The organism is Haliea alexandrii (genome assembly GCF_003719295.1).
GTDB lineage: Bacteria > Pseudomonadota > Gammaproteobacteria > Pseudomonadales > Halieaceae > Haliea > Haliea alexandrii.
Map to the genome: position 1 here is coordinate 1,575,748 of NZ_RFLW01000001.1, position 17,591 is coordinate 1,593,338.

General features: G+C 63.4%; 20 protein-coding genes. 11 read left to right on the top strand and 9 right to left on the bottom strand.

What is annotated here, in order from left to right; all coding sequences use genetic code 11:
• Window positions 1-2: 2 nt before the first annotated feature.
• Genes EGJ68_RS07100 through EGJ68_RS07115 form a run of 4 tightly spaced genes read left to right on the top strand, consistent with a single transcriptional unit; the run spans window position 3 to window position 3,500 of the window.
• Window positions 3-701 carry an NUDIX hydrolase gene (locus EGJ68_RS07100; RefSeq protein WP_123033748.1) on the top strand — a complete coding sequence of 233 codons (699 nt, stop codon included), beginning with the start codon at window positions 3-5 and terminating at the stop codon, window positions 699-701.
• The gene (locus tag EGJ68_RS07105; protein WP_123033749.1) at window positions 698-2,221 is read left to right on the top strand and encodes an FAD-dependent oxidoreductase; all 1,524 of its coding nucleotides are present in this window, start codon (window positions 698-700) and stop codon (window positions 2,219-2,221) included. The genes EGJ68_RS07100 and EGJ68_RS07105 overlap by 4 nt, the downstream gene beginning before the upstream one ends.
• A 17-nt stretch (window positions 2,222-2,238) precedes the next feature.
• Complete coding sequence (locus EGJ68_RS07110; protein ID WP_233248702.1) at window positions 2,239-2,646, top strand: c-type cytochrome; 408 nt, start codon at window positions 2,239-2,241, stop codon at window positions 2,644-2,646.
• Window positions 2,647-2,648: 2 nt separating this feature from the next.
• Window positions 2,649-3,500: an HpcH/HpaI aldolase/citrate lyase family protein gene (locus tag EGJ68_RS07115; protein ID WP_233248703.1), complete on the top strand. Its 852-nt coding sequence runs from the start codon at window positions 2,649-2,651 to the stop codon at window positions 3,498-3,500.
• A 19-nt stretch (window positions 3,501-3,519) separates the two neighbouring features.
• Here the strand turns inward: EGJ68_RS07115 and EGJ68_RS07120 are convergent, their stop codons facing one another.
• Both EGJ68_RS07120 and EGJ68_RS07125 read right to left on the bottom strand, forming a co-directional pair.
• Window positions 3,520-4,707: a lipid-transfer protein gene (locus EGJ68_RS07120; protein ID WP_027948631.1), complete on the bottom strand. Its 1,188-nt coding sequence runs from the start codon at window positions 4,705-4,707 to the stop codon at window positions 3,520-3,522.
• A complete protein-coding gene (locus EGJ68_RS07125; protein WP_123033752.1) occupies window positions 4,707-5,156 on the bottom strand; it encodes a Zn-ribbon domain-containing OB-fold protein in 450 nt (149 codons plus the stop codon). The genes EGJ68_RS07120 and EGJ68_RS07125 overlap by 1 nt, the downstream gene beginning before the upstream one ends.
• Window positions 5,157-5,372: 216 nt before the next feature.
• Here EGJ68_RS07125 and EGJ68_RS07130 point away from each other — a divergent pair, with 216 nt between their 5' ends.
• A complete protein-coding gene (locus EGJ68_RS07130) occupies window positions 5,373-6,137 on the top strand; it encodes an SDR family oxidoreductase (protein ID WP_123033753.1) in 765 nt (254 codons plus the stop codon).
• Here the strand turns inward: EGJ68_RS07130 and EGJ68_RS07135 are convergent.
• From EGJ68_RS07135 to EGJ68_RS07155, 5 genes are all read right to left on the bottom strand, one after another.
• Window positions 6,128-6,736 (bottom strand): PqiC family protein, encoded by a 609-nt coding sequence (locus tag EGJ68_RS07135; RefSeq protein ID WP_123033754.1) that lies wholly within the window; start codon window positions 6,734-6,736, stop codon window positions 6,128-6,130. The genes EGJ68_RS07130 and EGJ68_RS07135 overlap by 10 nt on opposite strands.
• Window positions 6,733-7,704, bottom strand: coding sequence for an MlaD family protein (locus EGJ68_RS07140; protein WP_123033755.1), 972 nt, complete (start codon window positions 7,702-7,704; stop codon window positions 6,733-6,735). The genes EGJ68_RS07135 and EGJ68_RS07140 overlap by 4 nt, the downstream gene beginning before the upstream one ends.
• Window positions 7,704-8,480 carry an ABC transporter ATP-binding protein gene (locus EGJ68_RS07145; protein WP_199227946.1) on the bottom strand — a complete coding sequence of 259 codons (777 nt, stop codon included), beginning with the start codon at window positions 8,478-8,480 and terminating at the stop codon, window positions 7,704-7,706. The genes EGJ68_RS07140 and EGJ68_RS07145 overlap by 1 nt, the downstream gene beginning before the upstream one ends.
• Entirely contained in the window at window positions 8,480-9,613 is a 1,134-nt protein-coding gene (locus EGJ68_RS07150; RefSeq protein ID WP_123033756.1) for an MlaE family ABC transporter permease, read from the bottom strand. Before EGJ68_RS07150 ends, EGJ68_RS07145 begins: the two co-directional genes overlap by 1 nt.
• A 79-nt stretch (window positions 9,614-9,692) precedes the next feature.
• Window positions 9,693-10,217: a DUF3806 domain-containing protein gene (locus EGJ68_RS07155; RefSeq protein ID WP_233248704.1), complete on the bottom strand. Its 525-nt coding sequence runs from the start codon at window positions 10,215-10,217 to the stop codon at window positions 9,693-9,695.
• Window positions 10,218-10,383: 166 nt separating this feature from the next.
• On the opposite strand from EGJ68_RS07155, the gene dapA reads away from it, so the two are divergent.
• From dapA to EGJ68_RS07170, 3 genes are read left to right on the top strand one after another with little or no spacing between them, the layout of a single operon-like run.
• Complete coding sequence (gene dapA / locus EGJ68_RS07160) at window positions 10,384-11,256, top strand: 4-hydroxy-tetrahydrodipicolinate synthase (RefSeq protein WP_123033757.1); 873 nt, start codon at window positions 10,384-10,386, stop codon at window positions 11,254-11,256.
• Window positions 11,257-11,267: 11 nt separating this feature from the next.
• Complete coding sequence (bamC, locus tag EGJ68_RS07165; RefSeq protein WP_123034104.1) at window positions 11,268-12,311, top strand: outer membrane protein assembly factor BamC; 1,044 nt, start codon at window positions 11,268-11,270, stop codon at window positions 12,309-12,311.
• Between the two features lie 9 nt (window positions 12,312-12,320).
• Entirely contained in the window at window positions 12,321-13,115 is a 795-nt protein-coding gene (locus EGJ68_RS07170; RefSeq protein ID WP_123033758.1) for an MBL fold metallo-hydrolase, read from the top strand.
• Here the strand turns inward: EGJ68_RS07170 and EGJ68_RS07175 are convergent.
• Window positions 13,077-13,568, bottom strand: coding sequence for a leucine-rich repeat domain-containing protein (locus tag EGJ68_RS07175; RefSeq protein ID WP_123033759.1), 492 nt, complete (start codon window positions 13,566-13,568; stop codon window positions 13,077-13,079). The two genes, EGJ68_RS07170 and EGJ68_RS07175, sit on opposite strands and share 39 nt — an antisense overlap.
• 218 nt (window positions 13,569-13,786) lie before the next feature.
• Between EGJ68_RS07175 and EGJ68_RS07180 the strand changes: the two genes are divergently transcribed.
• The 3 genes from EGJ68_RS07180 to EGJ68_RS07190 are packed head-to-tail and all read left to right on the top strand — an operon-like array spanning window position 13,787 to window position 16,767.
• Window positions 13,787-15,028, top strand: a complete 1,242-nt coding sequence (locus EGJ68_RS07180) for a hypothetical protein (RefSeq protein ID WP_233248705.1) — start codon at window positions 13,787-13,789, stop codon at window positions 15,026-15,028.
• Window positions 15,029-15,034: 6 nt separating this feature from the next.
• A complete protein-coding gene (locus EGJ68_RS07185; RefSeq protein ID WP_123033761.1) occupies window positions 15,035-15,937 on the top strand; it encodes a hypothetical protein in 903 nt (300 codons plus the stop codon).
• A 5-nt stretch (window positions 15,938-15,942) separates the two neighbouring features.
• Window positions 15,943-16,767, top strand: a complete 825-nt coding sequence (locus tag EGJ68_RS07190) for a class I SAM-dependent methyltransferase (protein ID WP_199227947.1) — start codon at window positions 15,943-15,945, stop codon at window positions 16,765-16,767.
• Between the two features lie 7 nt (window positions 16,768-16,774).
• Here EGJ68_RS07190 and EGJ68_RS07195 read toward each other — a convergent pair whose 3' ends face one another.
• Window positions 16,775-17,551 carry an SDR family NAD(P)-dependent oxidoreductase gene (locus tag EGJ68_RS07195; RefSeq protein ID WP_123033762.1) on the bottom strand — a complete coding sequence of 259 codons (777 nt, stop codon included), beginning with the start codon at window positions 17,549-17,551 and terminating at the stop codon, window positions 16,775-16,777.
• Window positions 17,552-17,591: the final 40 nt, after the last annotated feature.

The following is a 17,591-nucleotide window of genomic DNA, read 5'->3' on the forward strand; positions in this document are numbered from 1 at the left end:
GCATGTTGGAGATGGGGACTGGTGAGGTGCCGATCGTACCCTCAGCGACTGTGGTACCTGTGCGCGACGGCCCAACCGGACTTGAGGTGCTGTTGCTGCAGCGCAACGTGGCTCTGAAGCACATGGGTGGGGAGTGGGTGTTCCCTGGCGGTCGTATTGATCCGGAAGACTACCGGGTGCCGGGTGACCACGACCAGGCCGCCCTGGCGGCGGCGATGCGGGAAACGCAGGAGGAAGCGGGCGTGTGCATACGACCCGAGCAGCTGCACTTCCTGTCGCACTGGACCACACCTGAAGGTGCCCGCCGTCGCTACAGCACCTGGTTCTTTCTTGCCGTGTTGCCCGCCGATCAGGACATTACGGTGGACGGTGGCGAAATCTCCGCACACCGCTGGGTGCGTCCCGAAGACGCTTTTGCAGAGATACGGGATACCACCAGCCCGTTTCGCCTGATGCCCCCCACGTTTGTCAGCCTTGTCGATCTGGCTGATTTCTCCGACTGTGTTTCCGCGCAGCACGCGCTGCGTCAGCGCAGGCCACGGCGCTACGCACCGCGCATGATCATGTTGGAGGGCGGTGTGTGCTTCCTGTACGAGGACGATGCGGGATACGAGAGCGTGTCGGAATCGGTGAGTGGTCCGCGCCATCGCACCTACATGATAGACAACCAGCTGGAGTACATCCGCGAGGTGGCTGAATGAGTGCATCACGCTGGCGTCGCCGCGAACTGCTTGCCGGCCTGGCTGCGGGTTCGGCGGGCTTGCTGGCATCAGGGCCCGCTGCAGCGCTGAGCCCGCGTGAGGCGGGCAGCTGGGACGAGACCACGGATGTACTGGTAGCGGGCTCCGGCTCGGCGGCCTGTAGTGCCGCCATTGAGGCACGGCGTACGGGCGCGCGGGTGCTCCTCATCGAAGCGTTGCCGAAATTCGGCGGGTCTTCGGCCATGTCAGGGGGCGTAGTGTACGCCGGTGGCGGCACCGCCCTGCAGAAGGCAGCGGGCTTTGAGGACAGCGTGGAAGAGATGTACCGCTTTATCGCCGGCAACAGCGGCCGCCACCCCCAGCTGGCGAAGATACAGCTTTACTGTGAAGAGAGCGTGGCGCATTTCGATTGGCTGGTCGCGATGGGAGTGCCCTATAACGACCGCTTCACTGCGGTGAAGGAACTCACCCTGGGCGATGAGTCGTTGTACTACTCCGGAAACGAGCTGGCCTGGCCAGCGCGGGAGAATGCGCGTCCGGTGCCTCGCGGCCACGTGCCCGGCACGCCGGGCATGACCGGTGGCCGCACCCTGATGGAGGCGCTGCTGGCGCAGACGGTGGCGGCTGGTGTGACCATGCGTGCGGGCGTCGCCGGTCAGCGCCTGATTGTGGAATCCGACGGCCGCGTGGCCGGCATGCAGGTGGTTGCGAGCGGTGAAACACGCAATATTCGGGCTTTGCGTGGCGTGGTGCTCGCCTGCGGTGGCTTCATTCACAATCGTGACATGGTGCAGCGCCACGCCCCCGCCCTGTTCGACTGTTCGGCGCCCTGGGGCAATGCGGGGGACCTGGGGCAGGGCATTGTGATGGGCGCCGGCGTGGGTGGCGAAACCCTGCACATGCACGAGGGATTTGCCATCACGCCCATTTACCCCCCGGAGTCCACGCTGGCGGGTATTGTGGTCAACGCCAACGCACAGCGTTTTGTCCCGGAGGACAGTTACTACGGCGTGTTGGGGGATGCTATCGCCTACCAGCAGGAGGGGCGGGCCTGGCTCATCACTGACGCCAGCAGCAGTTTCAACTACCCCCAGGATAACTTCCTGCCGGTCGCTGAAGCACCCACCATCGGCGATCTTGCGGCGCGCACCGACTTCCCCCAAGGGGCTTTGCAGCATACCGTGGCCTACTATAACCGCTTTGCCGATATCGGCCGGGATCCGCTGTTCCACAAACAGGCGCAGTATCTGCGCCCATTGGACCAGCCACCGTTCAAGGCCTGGGACCTGTCGGTCAAGCGCGCCTTCTTTACCGCCCATACCTTCGGTGGCCTGCATACGGATATCGACGGGCGTGTGATCAGTGGCTTCGGTGGGCCCATACCGGGTTTGTACGCGGCCGGGCGCACCACGGCGGGCCTGCCGGTGGCACCCTACATCGCCAGTGGCCTGTCGGTGGGTGACTGCACGTTCTTCGGCCGTCGCGCCGGTATTGCGGCAGCCAGTGAGGTAACCGTATGAGGTGCGCCGCTTTACTCGTGCTTCTACTATCTACGCTCATGGCGCAGGCGCAGGCGCCATCTGAGCCGGCGGCGATGCCGGAGGGTGACGCCGAGCGCGGTCGACTGGTGTTTGGCCAGTGCCGCACCTGCCATTACCCCGAACCGGAGGTCGGCCATAACAACGGCCCCAGCCTGTACCGTATTTTCGGCCAGGTGGCCGGCAAGCAACCCGGCTTCGACTACTATTCGGAAACCTTCCGCAATGCCGAGTTCGTGTGGACGCCACAGTTGCTCTACCTTTGGCTGGCGGATCCGTTGGCCATGTTCCCCGGCACCACGATGATGGCGCGCGGCATACCCGACCCCCAGCAGCGTGCGGATCTTGTCGCTTACCTGAAGCGCGCCTCCGTGCGCCCACCCATAGAGGAGCAGCGACAGGAATGAAAATGACCCCACGCTCGGCGCTGTATATGCCCGCATCCAATTTGCGCGCTATGGACAAGGCGCGCGGTTTGCTCGCCGATGCCATTGTATTTGACCTCGAAGACGCCGTGGCACCCGATGCCAAAAGCTCGGCGCGTGCCCAGGTGATTGCGCAACTCGCGGCCGGCGGCTACGGCGCCCGGCAGTTGGTGGTGCGCTGCAATGACCTGTCAACGCCCTGGGGCCGCGATGATCTGCAGGCGCTGGCGGCGGCGCCGGGACTGGGCACGGTTTGCCTGCCCAAGGTGGAATCCACCGCACAAATCGAGAGCGTTCGCCGCTTGCTCGACGAATGCGGGCGCAGTGACATGGTGATCTGGGCGATGATCGAGACGCCGGCGGGTGTTGCCAACGTGGAGCAGATTGCGGCGTGCGAACGCGTGGCGGCCCTGCTGATGGGTACCACCGACCTTTGCGCGGAGCTGCGTCTGCCAGCGGACGAGGCACGCCGCGGCTTGTCCTATGCGCTGCAGCGTTGCGTGTTGGCGGCGCGGCTGGCGGGCGTGATGGTACTCGACGGTGTCTACCTGGATATCGGCAATGACGTTGGACTACAGGCGGTGTGTGAGCAGGGGCGGGCACTCGGCTTCGATGGCAAGACCCTCATTCACCCGGGCCAGATAGACACGGCCAACGCCGTGTTCGGGCCAACGCCGGCGGCGGTAGAACACGCCCGTCGGCTACTGCAACTGTGGCAGGAAACCGCAGAGGCTGGCGCCGCCGTCGCCGTACTCGATGGCAAGCTGATTGAAGTGATGCACGTGGATGAAGCGCGTCGCGTGCTGGCAACAGCCGAGCATATTGCCCGGCTGTAACCGCAGCGACGCTGGCTCTTCAGCGCTTGATAATGACCGAGCTGCCGTGGCCGAACAGGCCCTGGTTGGCGGTAATGCCCACTTTGGCACCGTCTACCTGCCGGTCACCACATTCGCCGCGCAGCTGCCAGGTGAGCTCACACACCTGGGCCAGTGCCTGGGCGGGTACCGCCTCACCGAAACAGGCCAGGCCGCCGGAGGGGTTCACCGGTATCTTGCCACCCACGGCGGTGTCGCCACGGCGCAGCAGTTGTGCGGCTTCACCGCGCGGCGCCAATTGCAGGTCTTCAATCCAGTCCAGCTCCAGTGCCGTTGACAGGTCGTAGACTTCTGCAACATCAACGTCCTCGGGGCCGATACCGGCTTCTTCGTAGGCTTTCACCGGCAGCGCTGCACGGAAGCTGTGGGCGTCGATGCCTGCAGCCGCTGCGGAGTCGGTCGCGATATCCGGCATTTCCACCACCGCGCTGGCAAAGCTCGGCGTGACAGTGGAAATGGCCGCAATGCGCGGCGCGTCGGCTTTGCCAATACGGCGCGCGTAGTCGGCGCTGCATATGATCAGTGCGGCGCCGCCATCGCTGGTGGCGCAGATGTCCATCAGGCGCAACGGGTCCGCCACCATGGCAGAAGCCGCGACATCTTCCGCCGTAAAGCACTTGCGGTAGCGGGCGCGCGGATTCTTGCTGCCGATGAGCGAGTTCTTCACCTTGACTGCCGCGAAATCTTCCAGCGTGTCGCCGTAGAGGTCCATGCGGCGTCGCGCGTACAGGGCGAAATAGGTTGGATTGGTGATGCCGAGGTAAAAGCGCACCCAGTCCGGATCTTCTGGCCGGTAGCCACCGGCGGGGGCGAGGAAACCCTTGGGCGTAGTGTCCGCGCCGATCACCAGGGCGACATCACAGGCGCCTGCGAGAATCTTGTTGCGCGCGGCGGCCAGCGCCTGCGAGCCGGACGCACAGGCGGCGTAGGAGGTATTCACCTCGCAGCCCTGCCAGCCTAATGCCTGGGCGAAGGTGGCACCTGCGACATAGCCCGGATAACCGCAGCGTACTGTGGCACCGCCGGAAACGAAGCCTACGTCCTGCCAGGGGATGCCGGCATCCGCCAGCGCCTCGCGGGCGGCGGCGACGCCGTACTCAACGAAGTTGTGTCCCCACTTGCCCCAGGGGTGCATGCCGGCACCAATTATGGCGATATCATTGCTCATCAGTGCTGCTCCCCCTGTTCTGCCAGCGGCCGCCATTTCCAGGTCATCTTGATGTCATCATCGGTTTCATGCAGCGGCTCGAGCACCAGTTCCATTGCCATACCCACCTTGAGATCGCCGACGTTGACGCCGGTGACAACCTGGCCCAGCACCGTCATCTGCTCATCCTCGAGCGTGACAGCGGCGATGGTATAGGGCTCGAAGGGTTCAGCGGCCACAAAAGGCGCCGGCGGCTTGTAGCAGGCGTTGGTGTAGCTCCACACCCGGCCCGTCCTGCTCAGCTCCACTTCACGAAACTCGGTGCTGTCGCAGCCCGGGTTCTTGCAGTAGCGCTGCTGTTTGGGGAAAAAATAGGTGCTGCAGGCACAGCACTGCGTGCCTATAAGCCGGGGCTTGTCATCCATCGTGAACCAGCCTTCAATGGCCGGTGCCAGGGGTTTCTCATTCATGGGCATACTCCGCCGAATCGCGGCCTGCAGGGTACTACCCGGCGCCTGTTGCAGGCAACCGGGCGGCCGGGGTAGGGGGCTTCACCCTCAGGTTGCTCTCCCCCGGTTCAGTAAGTTGTGCCTTGGGGCAAAGCATTGCGTGACCCTGAGCAAACAAGGCGCAGCACGCGCGACAATAGCGCACCTATCAAACAACCAGAACCAGGGAGTACCAGCATGAAAAAACGCTATGCCATGACCGGCGGCGCCACAGGTATCGGTGCTGCGCTGCGTGAGCAGCTGTGTGCGGCGGGTCACGAAGTGATTTCGATCGACATCAAGGAGGGCGACATCATTGCCGACCTGTCCACGCAGGAGGGCCGTGATACTGCGCTGGCCGCTTTGCGTGAGCGCGCGGCTGACGGCCTGGACGGGTTTATTCCCTGCGCCGGTCTGCCGCCGGTAGCACCGCCGCGCATCATTGCTGCCGTGAATTATTTCGCGGCCGTTGCCATGGCCACGGGCGTGCAGGATCTGGTGGGCAAGCGGCGCGGTACAGTGCTGCTGGTGAGCTCCAACTCTGCCCCCATGACCGAGACCTCACACCCGTTGGCCCAGGCATTCCTGGCCGGGGATGAGCCGGCAGCGCTGGACGTAGCGCAGGCGGAAGCGGGCCAGACGGTGTACTCTGCCTCCAAGCACGCGCTGACGGTGTGGATGCGGCGCAATGTGGTGGCGTGGGCCAAAACCGGCGTACGCCTGAACGCCGTTGCCCCCGGTATTACCGATACCCCCCTGACGCAGCAGGTGTTTGCCGATCAAGAGCTGGGGAGCGTGATGCGTGATTTCAGCGCCATGGTGCCCTGGGGCCAAACCGCGCAGCCGGCGCAAATCGCCAATGTGATGCGCTTTATGCTCAGCGAAGAGGCGGATTTCGTCTGCGGCTCCGTGTTCTTTGTCGATGGTGGCTCGGACGCCATGCTGCGCAGCGATCAGTTCTGATCGCGCGCAGCCCCTTCCATCTGTGTGCGAATCACGCCGGCTATTTCGTCGCTGAGGCGCTGCAGTAGTTCGCTGTAGGCCGCTGCGGTGTCGGCGGCCTGCCAGTCGGGCCCTGCGAGCGACGTCACCAGGCGGCTGATGCGCTGAGTGACCTCGCTGTCTGGCCCCTCGCCGCGGCGGGTCACTCGCCACTCCGCCACCAGCTCAGCCTCGTTGCCTCCGGCGTTCAAACCCAACAGCCATACCTGCACGGCGTACTCGGGAATATCATTGCGCGCCCACGGGTGCGGGCGAATGTTCTGCGTGCCCAGCGCTGCGGACAGGTTGAGTCCCAACACGCGCTGGATACCATCTTCCAGCGGTTCGGCCCAGCGTTCGTAGCGGGCAACATGCAACCGGTTGCCGTCTTCGCTGTAGACCATGCCAGTGCGGTTCAGATACTCCGGTATGGTGATCGGCCCCACGCCCAGCGAGGGCGCCTGGCCCGACGCCGGTGCCTCAGCCTTGCTGTTGAGCAGGTAATACTGGTGCTGCGGGGAACTGCCACAGGCCACCAGGAAGAGGGTAGCGGCGATGCCGAAGAGCTTTATCGGGGTCATTGGCTGTTCTCGCTTTTGCCTCGGAGCAGTGACTCGGGTTGCTCCTCCAGTGTTTTTGCCAACATCTGCAGAGCCCTGCCGGCCAGCGCAAGTTCGCGCAATGCTTCGTTGAGGCGATAGGTGGTGGCGGAGTCGGCGGATACCAGCCCGTCGATTTCTCCCATGGTGCCCTCGAAACGCTCCGTTGCGCTGCGCAGCACGTTCATATTGTCTTCCAGCAGCGAAGTTAGCTTGGGTAGCGCATTCTTGGCTTCGCTCACCAGCGCATTGGAATTGTCCAGCACGCGGTCGATGCCGGGGCCGGCAGTGGACAGTGTGCTTTCCACTTGCGCTGTGAGCGAGCGGAGGCTCGCCAGTGTTTGCCCGATATCGGCCGGCAATTGCTGGAAAGGAGCCTGTTGCACAAAGGCGTTTACGTTGGTCGCGATGCTCTGCAGGTCTGCCGCCATCTGGGCAATATCCAATCCCTCGATCTGGCTCACAATCCGCTCCAGTTCGGTCGGTATCGTCGGAATCTGCGTGTATTCCGTGTCGATGGCGGGGAGTGCCACGGGCGTTGCCGGGTGGAAATCGAGCTGCACATAGAGCAGACCGGTGAGCAGGCTTTGCAGGTTCAGCTGGGCGCGCAGGCCGCGCCCGATGAGGTCGTCGATCAGTGCCACGGAGGGCTGCTCGGTCATCTGTATGCTTTCGCCCGACAGGTCGGCCTCTACCTGCATGATTAACTTGGCCGTGTTGCTGTCCAGCAGCAGGTTGATGCCGGTCACCTGTCCGATTTCAACGCCGCGCAAGGTGACCGGGGCCCCCACGCTCAATCCCTTGACGGAACTGTCGAAGACCATCACTACACGGGTGCGATCACTGCCGAGGCCTGAACCCAGTACGAACAACAGGGTCGCCAGGACGATAAGCAAAGCGCCGATGATAAAGCCGCCAATGGCGACACTGTGTGCTCTTTCGTCGGACATTATTCGGCCTCTCCCGCGGCGGCGCTGCGTGTCAGGAATTGTCGCACCACGGCCTCCTCGCTCTGTTCACGTAGCTGTTTTGGATCACCATAGCCGATCATCGTGCGTGTGCTGGCATCAAGATAAACACTGTTGTTGGCGATGGCGAAAATACTCGGCAATTCGTGGGTGACCATCACCACAGTGGCGCCAATCGATTCGGTCAGTTGCAGGATCAGGTCATCCAGCAGCCGCGAACTGATCGGGTCCAGCCCCGCCGAAGGCTCGTCGAAGAACAGGATCTGGGGGTCCAGTGCGATCGCGCGCGCCAGGGCCGCCCGTTTGTTCATGCCGCCGCTGATTTCCGCGGGGTAGTAGCTTTCAAAGCCACCCAGGCCGACCAGTGACAACTTGTAGCGTACCACGTCCTTGATCTGCGTCGCCGTGTAGTCGGTATAGAGCTGCAGCGGCAAGCCCACGTTTTGTTCCAGTGTCATGGCGCCGAACAGGCCCCCCGACTGGTAGGTGATGCCCCAGCTGCGGCGCATGACATCGCGCGCGCTTGCACTGGCACGCGTGAAGCTGGTGCCGGAAAACAGGATTTCGCCCGCCGCCGGCTCAAGTAGCCCCAGCATGTGTTTCAGCAGCGTGCTCTTGCCACAGCCGCTGCCGCCCATGATCACAAAGATATCGCCGCGGTAGACCGGGAAGCTGAGTTCGCGCTGAATGACATTGCTGCCAAACGCCATGGTGAGATCGCGTACCTCGATATGCACTTCGCGCTCGGCGGCCGCCATCAGATACCCAGGTGCTGGAACAGGATGTTGATGGAGGCGTCAGCGACAATCAGGTAGACGAGCGCCGTGACCACGGCTTCTGTTGCCGCCCTGCCAACTCCGGCGGAATTGCGCCCTGACTGGATGCCGGAACGGCATCCGGCAATGGCGATCAGCACGGCGAAGACCACACTTTTCAGCAGGCCTACACCGATGTGAGCGAGGCTCACGGCGAGTCCGGCCTGGCTGGTGTATTGCAGCATGGAAATTCCCATGCCGCCGGCCACGATGCCACCGCCGACGATGCCCAGCAGGTTGGCGTAGATGGTCAGCAATGGCATGGTAACCAGCAGCGCCAGTACTCGCGGCACCACCAGGAATTCGATCGGCGAGACGCCCAGCGTGCGCACGGCATCGATCTCCTCGTTGGCCTGCATGGTGCCCAGCTGGGCCGCATAGGCGGCGCCGGTGCGTCCGGCCATGACGATGGCAGTCATCAGCGGGCCCATTTCGCGCAGCAGGCCGATGGTGACCAGGTCGGCCACGTAAATGCCGGCGCCGAATTGCTGCAGTTGCACCGCGCCCAGATAACCGAGAATCATGCCCACTAGCACGCTGGTCAGGCTGATGATGGCAAAGGCATCGGGACCGGATTGGTAACAGAAGGTGCGGAAATCCGCGAAACGGGTATTGGCCTTGCCCGCTATGAGCGCGCCGAGCGCTATGCAGATGTCACCGAAGAAAGCCAGTGACTCGCGCAGATCATCCAGTAACTCACGCAAGGCTTTCGATGGGCTGCGCAGCTGCCACCAGGGCAGAGAGGCCGCCTCTTTGCGGTTGTGGGCCGGCACGGAGGTCGCGATTGACAGCAAGCGCCTTGCGTTCTCGGGTAATGCCTCGGTATTCAGCGTGATGCCGCGCTCCGTACAGTAGCTTGCACATCGCAGGAGAAAGGACATCAGTAACGTGTTCCAGTCGCCCAGTTCAGTGCAGTCGAGACGCAGCTCGTCGGCGTCTACAGCAGCGAGCTGTGCCCTGAGCTGTGGAAAGGCGGGAACCACATCGGCGTCTACCCAGCTGCCGTAGAGACTGAGGGTGGCAGATGTCGGTGAGCTGTCGGTGTGCAACTCGAAGCCGGCGGGCGGCTGGTTCATACCCGGGGGCATCCTGCTGGAACGGCAGTCCATGCTAAACCCAATCCCCTGCTATGGCCAGCCAGCCGCGGCGGGCACTTCACTGGAAAGGCAGCTTGGGCCGCGCCTGTTCAACCACGGTCTTGGCATCTGCGTAAATGGCCGCCACCGGTTTCTCGTTACCCACCTGCTGGCGGCGTGAGATCATGGTCACCGGAAACAGGTAGGTGTCGGTCTGGGCATCGTGCAGGGCCCGACTGCGCCCGCTGTCGTCGTCGTACATGACCCAGTCCAGCCCCAGTTCACTGGCCAGCAGGTCGCCCAGCACAACACCCATGGCCTGCAGCGTGCTAACGTCCTCGGCCCTGACGATGCCGCGGTCAAGCAGTCGCTGCAGCAGGCGGACGTCGCGGTCCGGATCGCCGCTGATGGCTTGCCCGAGCGCGCGCCGGGCGAGCTCGTCGATGCTGGCGCGCTGCTGCGCCATGAATGAGAGGGTGAGCTTGGACGGTGGGCTGACCGTGACCGGCTGCTGGGCGCTGGCTGGCAGTGCCATTCCTGCCAGTGCGGCTGGCAGCAGGAGGATCGCGGTGAGAAACCACTGGGCGGGGCTGGAAGGTCTCATGGTATACTCCGTGGCTCGTTTTGGCGCAGAATCGTGCGGCGCGCCCGCGATGCATTTTAGCGTATCGCGGTTGTCTTCGTGTTGCATGCATGGATAATTGCGCTCTTCTTTATTCCGGCGTTCAGCGGCAGTGTCCGGCGCCCGGCACATTTCTGGAGATGTTCCCATGATTACCGGCAGTATTGTCGCGCTTGTGACGCCAATGCACCCGGACGGCAGTCTCGACTGGGGTAGCCTGGAGCGCTTGCTGGACATGCATATTGCGGCGGGCACCAGTGCCATCGGCGCCGTTGGCACAACGGGAGAGAGCGCGACGCTGAGTGTTCCGGAGCACCTTGAGGTGATTCGTCATTGTGTGCGCTACGTTGACGGTCGCATTCCCGTGGTCGCGGGAACCGGTGCCAATTCCACCCGCGAGGCAATCGAGTTGACCAGCGTGGCTGCCCGTAACGGGGCGGATGCCTGCCTGTTGGTCACACCCTACTATAATCGCCCGACGCAACGGGGTCTGTACGAACATTTCAAGGCGGTGGCCGCCGCGGTCACCATCCCCCAGATCCTCTATAACGTGCCCGGTCGTACGGCGGTGGATATGGACAACGACACCGTTGTGCGCCTGTCGGAGCTGGACAACATCGTCGGCATCAAGGATGCCACCGGCGATTTGTCGCGGGTACCCGACTTCAAGGCGCGCTGCCCGGAGGATTTCGCCATCTATTCCGGCGATGACCCCACCGCTATGGAACTGATGCTCGCGGGTGGGCACGGCAATGTGTCGGTGACCGCGAACATTGCGCCGCGGCCGCTGGCCGAGCTCTGTCGCCTGGCCATGGCCGGTGAACGCAGCGAGGCGGCACGCATCAACGAGCGCTTGTCCGGCCTCAACCGCGCGTTGTTTCTCGAGGCGAACCCGATACCGGTAAAGTGGGCCATGCAGCAGCGTGGCTTGATTGAGGCGGGTATTCGTTTACCCTTGACGCCTCTGGATGAGCGCTACCATGCGCAGGTCCTTGCAGCTCTGGAGGCAGCGGGAATTTGATGGCGGAATGTATGAAGCTGGTATTGCGCACGGCGCTGCTCGGTCTGTTGCTGGGCCTCGCGGGCTGCAGCTATCTGTTCGGTGACGAGGGCATGTTCCCCGACACGTCGGACGACTACAAGAACGCACGTGAGCAAGCGCCCATTCAGGTGCCGGAGGGCAAAGAGACGGCACAACTGGAGGAAATCTACCCCATCCCTCCGGTGCAGGACGAGGCGCTGCTGGAGGGTGAATTCGAGGTGCCTCGCCCCACGCCCCTGGTGGCAGGGGCCGGGGAGGATGTGGTGCGTATCCAGTCGCTCGGGGACGAGAGCTGGGCCCTGATCGCGGTCGCACCAGGTCAACTCTGGCCACAGGTGCGCAGCTTTCTCACGTCTGCCGGCATTGGCGTGGGGCGTGTGGATGCGCAGGCGGGACTGATTGAAACCGGCTGGCTGGAGCTGGAAGGACAGACCATGGCCTCGCGTTTCCGCTTCCGCATCGAGCAGGGCGTGCAGCGTGGCAGCAGTGAATTACACGTGTTGCAGATGCACCAGGCGGGGGATGTCACGGCGTGGCCTGCGCTATCCGACGATACGGCCCAGGAGCAGGAAATGCTGCGTGCCGTCTCGCAATTCATTGCCAACAGCGCCGATTCCGCGCCGGTTTCGATGCTCGCAGACCGCGCCATGAGTGCCGAGGGCAAGCTGACGCTGGAAGATGCACCGGGTGGCGGCAGTATGCTGCGTCTGGGGCTGCCCTTCACCCGGGCGTGGGCCTCGGTGGGCAAGGCCCTTGAGGACTCGCGCTTCGAAATCACCGATCGCGACCGGAGCGAGGGCCTCTACTATGCGCGTTTCCTCGGTGAGGCGGCAGACGAAGACGGCGGCTGGTTCTCCTGGATGTTCTCCGATGAGGACGAGAACCCGATGATCGGGCGCGATTTCCTGGTCAGGGTCGAAGCAGCGGGAGACAAGGCAGTCACGATTGGCATTGCCCCGGTAGCCGGTGCGTCGCCATTGGAGAAACGCGATCAGCAGGCGCTGCTGACGCTACTCAAGGGCAATATCAACTGAGGCGCTGACATGCTGCGTTTTGCATCTCTGGGCAGCGGCAGCAAGGGCAACGCGACGGTCGTTTCTGGCGGCACGACAACAGTGCTGATCGATTGCGGGTTCTCAGTGCGCGAGACCCGCCGTCGCCTGGCGCTCCTCGGCCTCGCACCCGAGGATCTCAGCGCGATTCTGGTGACCCATGAGCACAGCGATCATAGCGCGGGGGTGAGTCGCCTGGCGCGGCAGTGGAACATCCCGGTCTACCTCACCCATGGCACGCTGCGCAGCGGCCGTCTGGAGGGATGCCCGCAGGTCACCTGTTTCAACAGTGAAGAGCGCCTGCAAATAGGCGACCTGTCCATAGAGCCTGTTGCCGTGCCCCACGATGCACGCGAACCTTGTCAGTACCGGCTGGCGCACGCGGGGCGCTCGCTGGGGGTGCTCACCGACCTGGGTAGCATTACCAGCCATGTGGTCGAACGCTTTCGCGGCTGCGATGCGCTGGTACTCGAATTCAACCACGATCTGGACATGCTCTGGGCTGGGAGTTATCCGCCGTCCCTGAAACAGCGCGTGGCCAGTGACTGGGGGCACCTGAATAATCACCAGGCCGCCGAGTTATTGCGTCAGTTAGGCACCGAGACGCTGCAGCACCTCGTGGTTGCGCACATCAGTGAACAGAATAACTGTCCGCAGCGTGCCGCTGCCGCGCTGGAGACCGTGATGGGTGCCGGCGACCAGCGTGTGGTGTTCGCTGCGCAGAATGCCGGTTTCGACTGGCTGACCCTAGCGGCAGTGCCGGGGCAGGGTGAGGCGCTCCAGTGATATCCAGCTGTCCGGCCCCGGGCAACGCAGTGCGCTGTTGCCATTGAGGTTGACCACCGCCAGTTCCGGCAGTCGGTAGAGCGGCCCGGCATCTTCTATCTGGTTGTCGTCAAGCATGACGCTGCGCAGCGCCAGCAGCACGGCCAGCTCCCGGATGTCGCTGATGGCGTTGCCCCCGAGATTGAGCCAGCTCAGGCTGGAAAAGCTGCCCAGGCCTGCAACACTGCGCACGCCCGCGCCACTGCAGTCCAGTGTCTGTAGTTCACCCATGCTGCTGATCTTGTTGTCGTTGATTGCCTGCTCCAGGCAGCCGCGCAGCGCGGGGTCTTCAATGCGGAAATCCGTCAGCAGGGGACGTGGGCTGTAGACCACGCGCTCGTTCACACTGACGTCGTATTGCTGGCAGCCTGCCAGTACACTCAGGGTTATACAGATGAGCCATCGGCAGGGCATGCGGTATCTTCCTCTTGGTGGTGCTCAGTGTGCGCCGGGATCGCACATGGATTCAAGTACCACAGCACCCTATAATGGTAGCGGCTTGGGTGAAAAGAATCGAGTGGGCTATGACGGCAAGGACGGGTGAATCCGCGGGCGTGACCGGCGGCACAGCGACAGATCACAGAACAATCAGTATATCTCAGCGCGGTAACCTTAAGGCGCTGGAGAGTGCCTTGCGCAAGCAGTGGCGCCTCGGCCAGAACATTGTTCTCTGCTGGAGTGCGGACGAGCGTGGCATTCTGGTGATTTTTGTGCCGCACTACTTCCTCGGTAATTTCTGCGCCCGTCCAGGCGTCGACGGTGCGCAAGACAACGAAGCGTTTGTGCGCGAACTGATTTCCGGCAGCCGCTGCAAGCCGCGCGAGGAGTTTTTCGACATCGCCAACCGGCTGGATATTGCCCCCGGTTTCATTCGCCTGGATACGCCACTGGCCGATGATCCGGCGGTGGTCAGCGCAGTCGAGCAGCTGATCAAACGTTACGGCCTGAGTTATGTCAGCGATCGCGCGGTGCTGCTTTTCGACATTGCCGAGTTCTCGCTGTTCACGCCCTTTGAGCAGGCCAGTCAGTTGAACAGCCTGTCCTATTCGCTGAATTCCGCCTACAACAAGCTGTTGGCCAAAGGCATAGAGGTGCATTTCTCCCGTACCACCACTGGCGATGGATACTACGTATGGAACCGTGCACTCGGGGCGCAGGCCAATTGCGACCTGTTTTTCTTCCTGCTGCTGGTGGTGGCGGATAACGCCGTGGCGCGTCGCGCATCACACGGCAACACGGTGCCGGTCATTCGTGTGGCCTATCACGTTGGCAGCCACTACGAGCTGTATCAGGCTGAGGGCGTGAACCCCACCGTGCACAGCTATATCGTCGGCGATGTCACGATAGAGCTGGCGCGGATGGCGGAAAAGGCGCAACCCCAGCAAATCCTGGTCGGGCATTTCGAAACCGCGTCGCAATGTGCGCCAGAGCCTGCGACGGAGCCCGCTGCGCCGGTGTCCGCGCCGGGTTTCATCGAGCAGTGTAACGAAGGCCTGAGCGCGCTGCAGGGTATACAGTTTGCCGGCAAAACAGTGGAGCGCCTGCACTGCGGATTGTCCCGCGTCGGTGGCGGCGACGAGCGGCGCGCCGTGCAGCGCCTGTTGATTACCGATAAGCATGGCCTGTCGCGGCATGCCTATAACCTCGAGTTCACGCTTGAATTCGAGGACCGCACCCTCACTCTCGGTCTGCCCGAGAGTGCCCTGCCGGATGACTCGCGCACGGCAAAGCCGGACACACCCATGGGCTCCGCGCACCGTGCCGCGGTGGCGCCTGGTCTCACCGTGGATGAGCCCACGTTGCAGGAGCAGGTTGAAGAGCTGGCCTCTTTGCTACAGGATCGTTTCGAGCGTGAACCGCAGGAGAGCAACTGAGCCAGCATGATAATTCCCGCTGACAACCCCCGCCGCGATATCACCGGCCAGGTGGAATTGAGCGATGTGGCCGCGGTGATGGCGGAAGTGGGCGCCATATTAGAGGCACACTGGCCGGGTGGAGACTGGTCCGCACTGGATGTGCTGAGCGCGCTGTTTAGTCAGCTCTATACCGGCGAGCACCCGGAGTATCACGGTTGTGATGCCGGCTACCACGACACTGAGCACGTGCTGGATGTCACGTTGGCTATGGCGCGGCTGATGGCGGGGCGCGAAAAGCGCTGGCCCGGCCCCTGGGCGTTTGATGCCGATCTCGCACTGGCCGGGATTGCCAGCGCGCTGTTTCACGACGCCGGTTACCTTCGTCGCCGTGGGGACCGCCGTAACAGCTCCGGTGCTGCGTACACGCGTACCCATGTTCGTCGCGGAGCGGCATTGGTTCGCGCACAGTTTCCGCGGGTAGGGCTGACGGGCATGGCACCCGTATGCGCCCGGCTGGTTCACTTCACCAACTGCTATCGCAAGCCGGAGCATCTGACCGTGCGCAGTCGGCAGGAGAGGCAACTGGGCGCATTGCTGGGCACCGCAGACTTGCTGGCACAGCTGGCGGCACCCGATTACCTGGAGAAATGTCGCCACGCACTGTACGACGAGTTTGTCGCCAGCGGCATGGCGGCGCCAGAGCATGCAGTCCAGCCGGAGCCCTGCCACTACCGCTCGCGTGACGACCTGATTCGGCGCACCCCCGGTTTTGTTCACGGCGTGGCAGGGTCGCGCCTGGAGCGGGACTTTGCCGGCGCCTATCACTACGCAAGCAGCTACTTTGATGGCGACAATCCCTACCTGGAGTCCATCGCGGCCAACTGCGCGCGGCTTGACCAGTGGCTGGCGCCCCGCCCGCCCGCCTGAACAGCGTGCCTCTGCAACCTGATTCTGCGAGCGACGTTATCGGCGTAGCCGCTGCCGATGCCGCGTTGCATGAGCAGGCCTCGGCGCTGGCGCAAGATCTGGGTTTGCCCTGGGTCGAGACAACAGCCGCCGCGTATAGCGCTGGTTTGCAGGCGGTGCTCTGGTTGGGCGCGGAGGGAGTCTCCCTGCAAGCCGTGTCTCGGCGGGGCCATGCACCGGGGCCGATTACCGTTGACTTTGGCGGCGCAACCATGCGTCATCGGCGGCGCGGGGGCCAGAACGAACTGCTGGGCAAGGCGGTGGGGGTGGGCAAGAAGTCCGCACTGGCCGTGCTCGACGCAACGGCTGGCCTGGGGCGTGACAGCTTCGTGCTCGCCGACCTCGGTTGCTCGGTAACACTCGCCGAGCGTGAACCCGTGGTGCTCGCGCTGCTGGCTGATGGCCTGGAGCGCGCGCGGCGTGCCGATGACAGCTGGCTCAACGCAGTGCTTGGTCGCATGCGTCTGCATCGCGGGGAGGCAGCCACTGTGCCGGCGGTTGCATTCGCCGGGCTGGATGTGATCTATCTCGACCCGATGTTCCCTGAGCGGGATAAATCTGCGGCGGTGAAAAAGGACATGGCGCTGTTCCAGGCGCTGTTTGCCGACCACAACACGACCGGCGACGCAGTGGCACTGTTTGCGTGGGCGCTGCAGCAGGACGTCGCCCGGGTCGTTGTCAAGCGGCCCGTACGGGCCGTTAGCCTTGCCGGGCGGCAGCCCTCACATGCGATTGTCGGCAAAGCGGTGCGTTACGATGTGTATGTGCTGCGTAGCCTGGGGCCTGCATGACCGAGCCTCAGTGGCGCGCGGCGATACGAAACAGCCGCCGGGTGAACACCGATTGCAGAAAGGGGTCCAGCAGGCGGTAAAGGCGGCCTGACAAATACACGGGTTTACCGCGCTCTGCCGCTTTCAGGCCTTCTCTGACCACCACTTCCGCCGGGTACCAGACAAACTCGGGCATGCCGTCTTTCATGTCCTGCAGGCCCGCTGTGCTGTGAAAATCGGTATGTGTGTAGCCGGGGCACAGGGCGCACACCTGTACACCACTGCCATGCAGCGTGAGGGAAAGATCCTCCGACAGCGCGATCAGGTAAGCCTTGCTGGGGCCGTAGTTGCAGCCGCCTGCACGCGGTATGCGGCCAGCCACGGAAGCAATATTGATTACGCGTCCAAAACCGCGCTCGCGCATGGCGGGTATGAACAGGTGGCAGAGCTTCGCCACGGACAGCATCATCAGCTGGAAAAACGCCTCGTGATCTGCCCAGTCGCGGTCCTGGAGCAAATCGGAGCCGGCGACCCCCGCGTTGTTGATCAGGTAGTCGACTTCCACACCTTGTGCACTGAGGCTGTCGTACAGTGCCTGGGGCGCCGCGGGGTCCGACAGATCCGCCGCTTCTACCCGCGTGTCGCAGCGATGTGTGCTGGCCAGCTCAGCGGCAAGGGCCTGCAGCTTTTCCTTGCGTCGCGCCACGAGCACGAGGTTGTAGCCCTGTGCTGCCAGCTGCCGGGCGAACTCCTCGCCGAGCCCCGCGGATGCTCCGGTAATCAACGCTGTGCGCTTGCGTGTCATGGGTTTTCTCCTCAAGATGTGATGCCCTGCCGCAGGCATG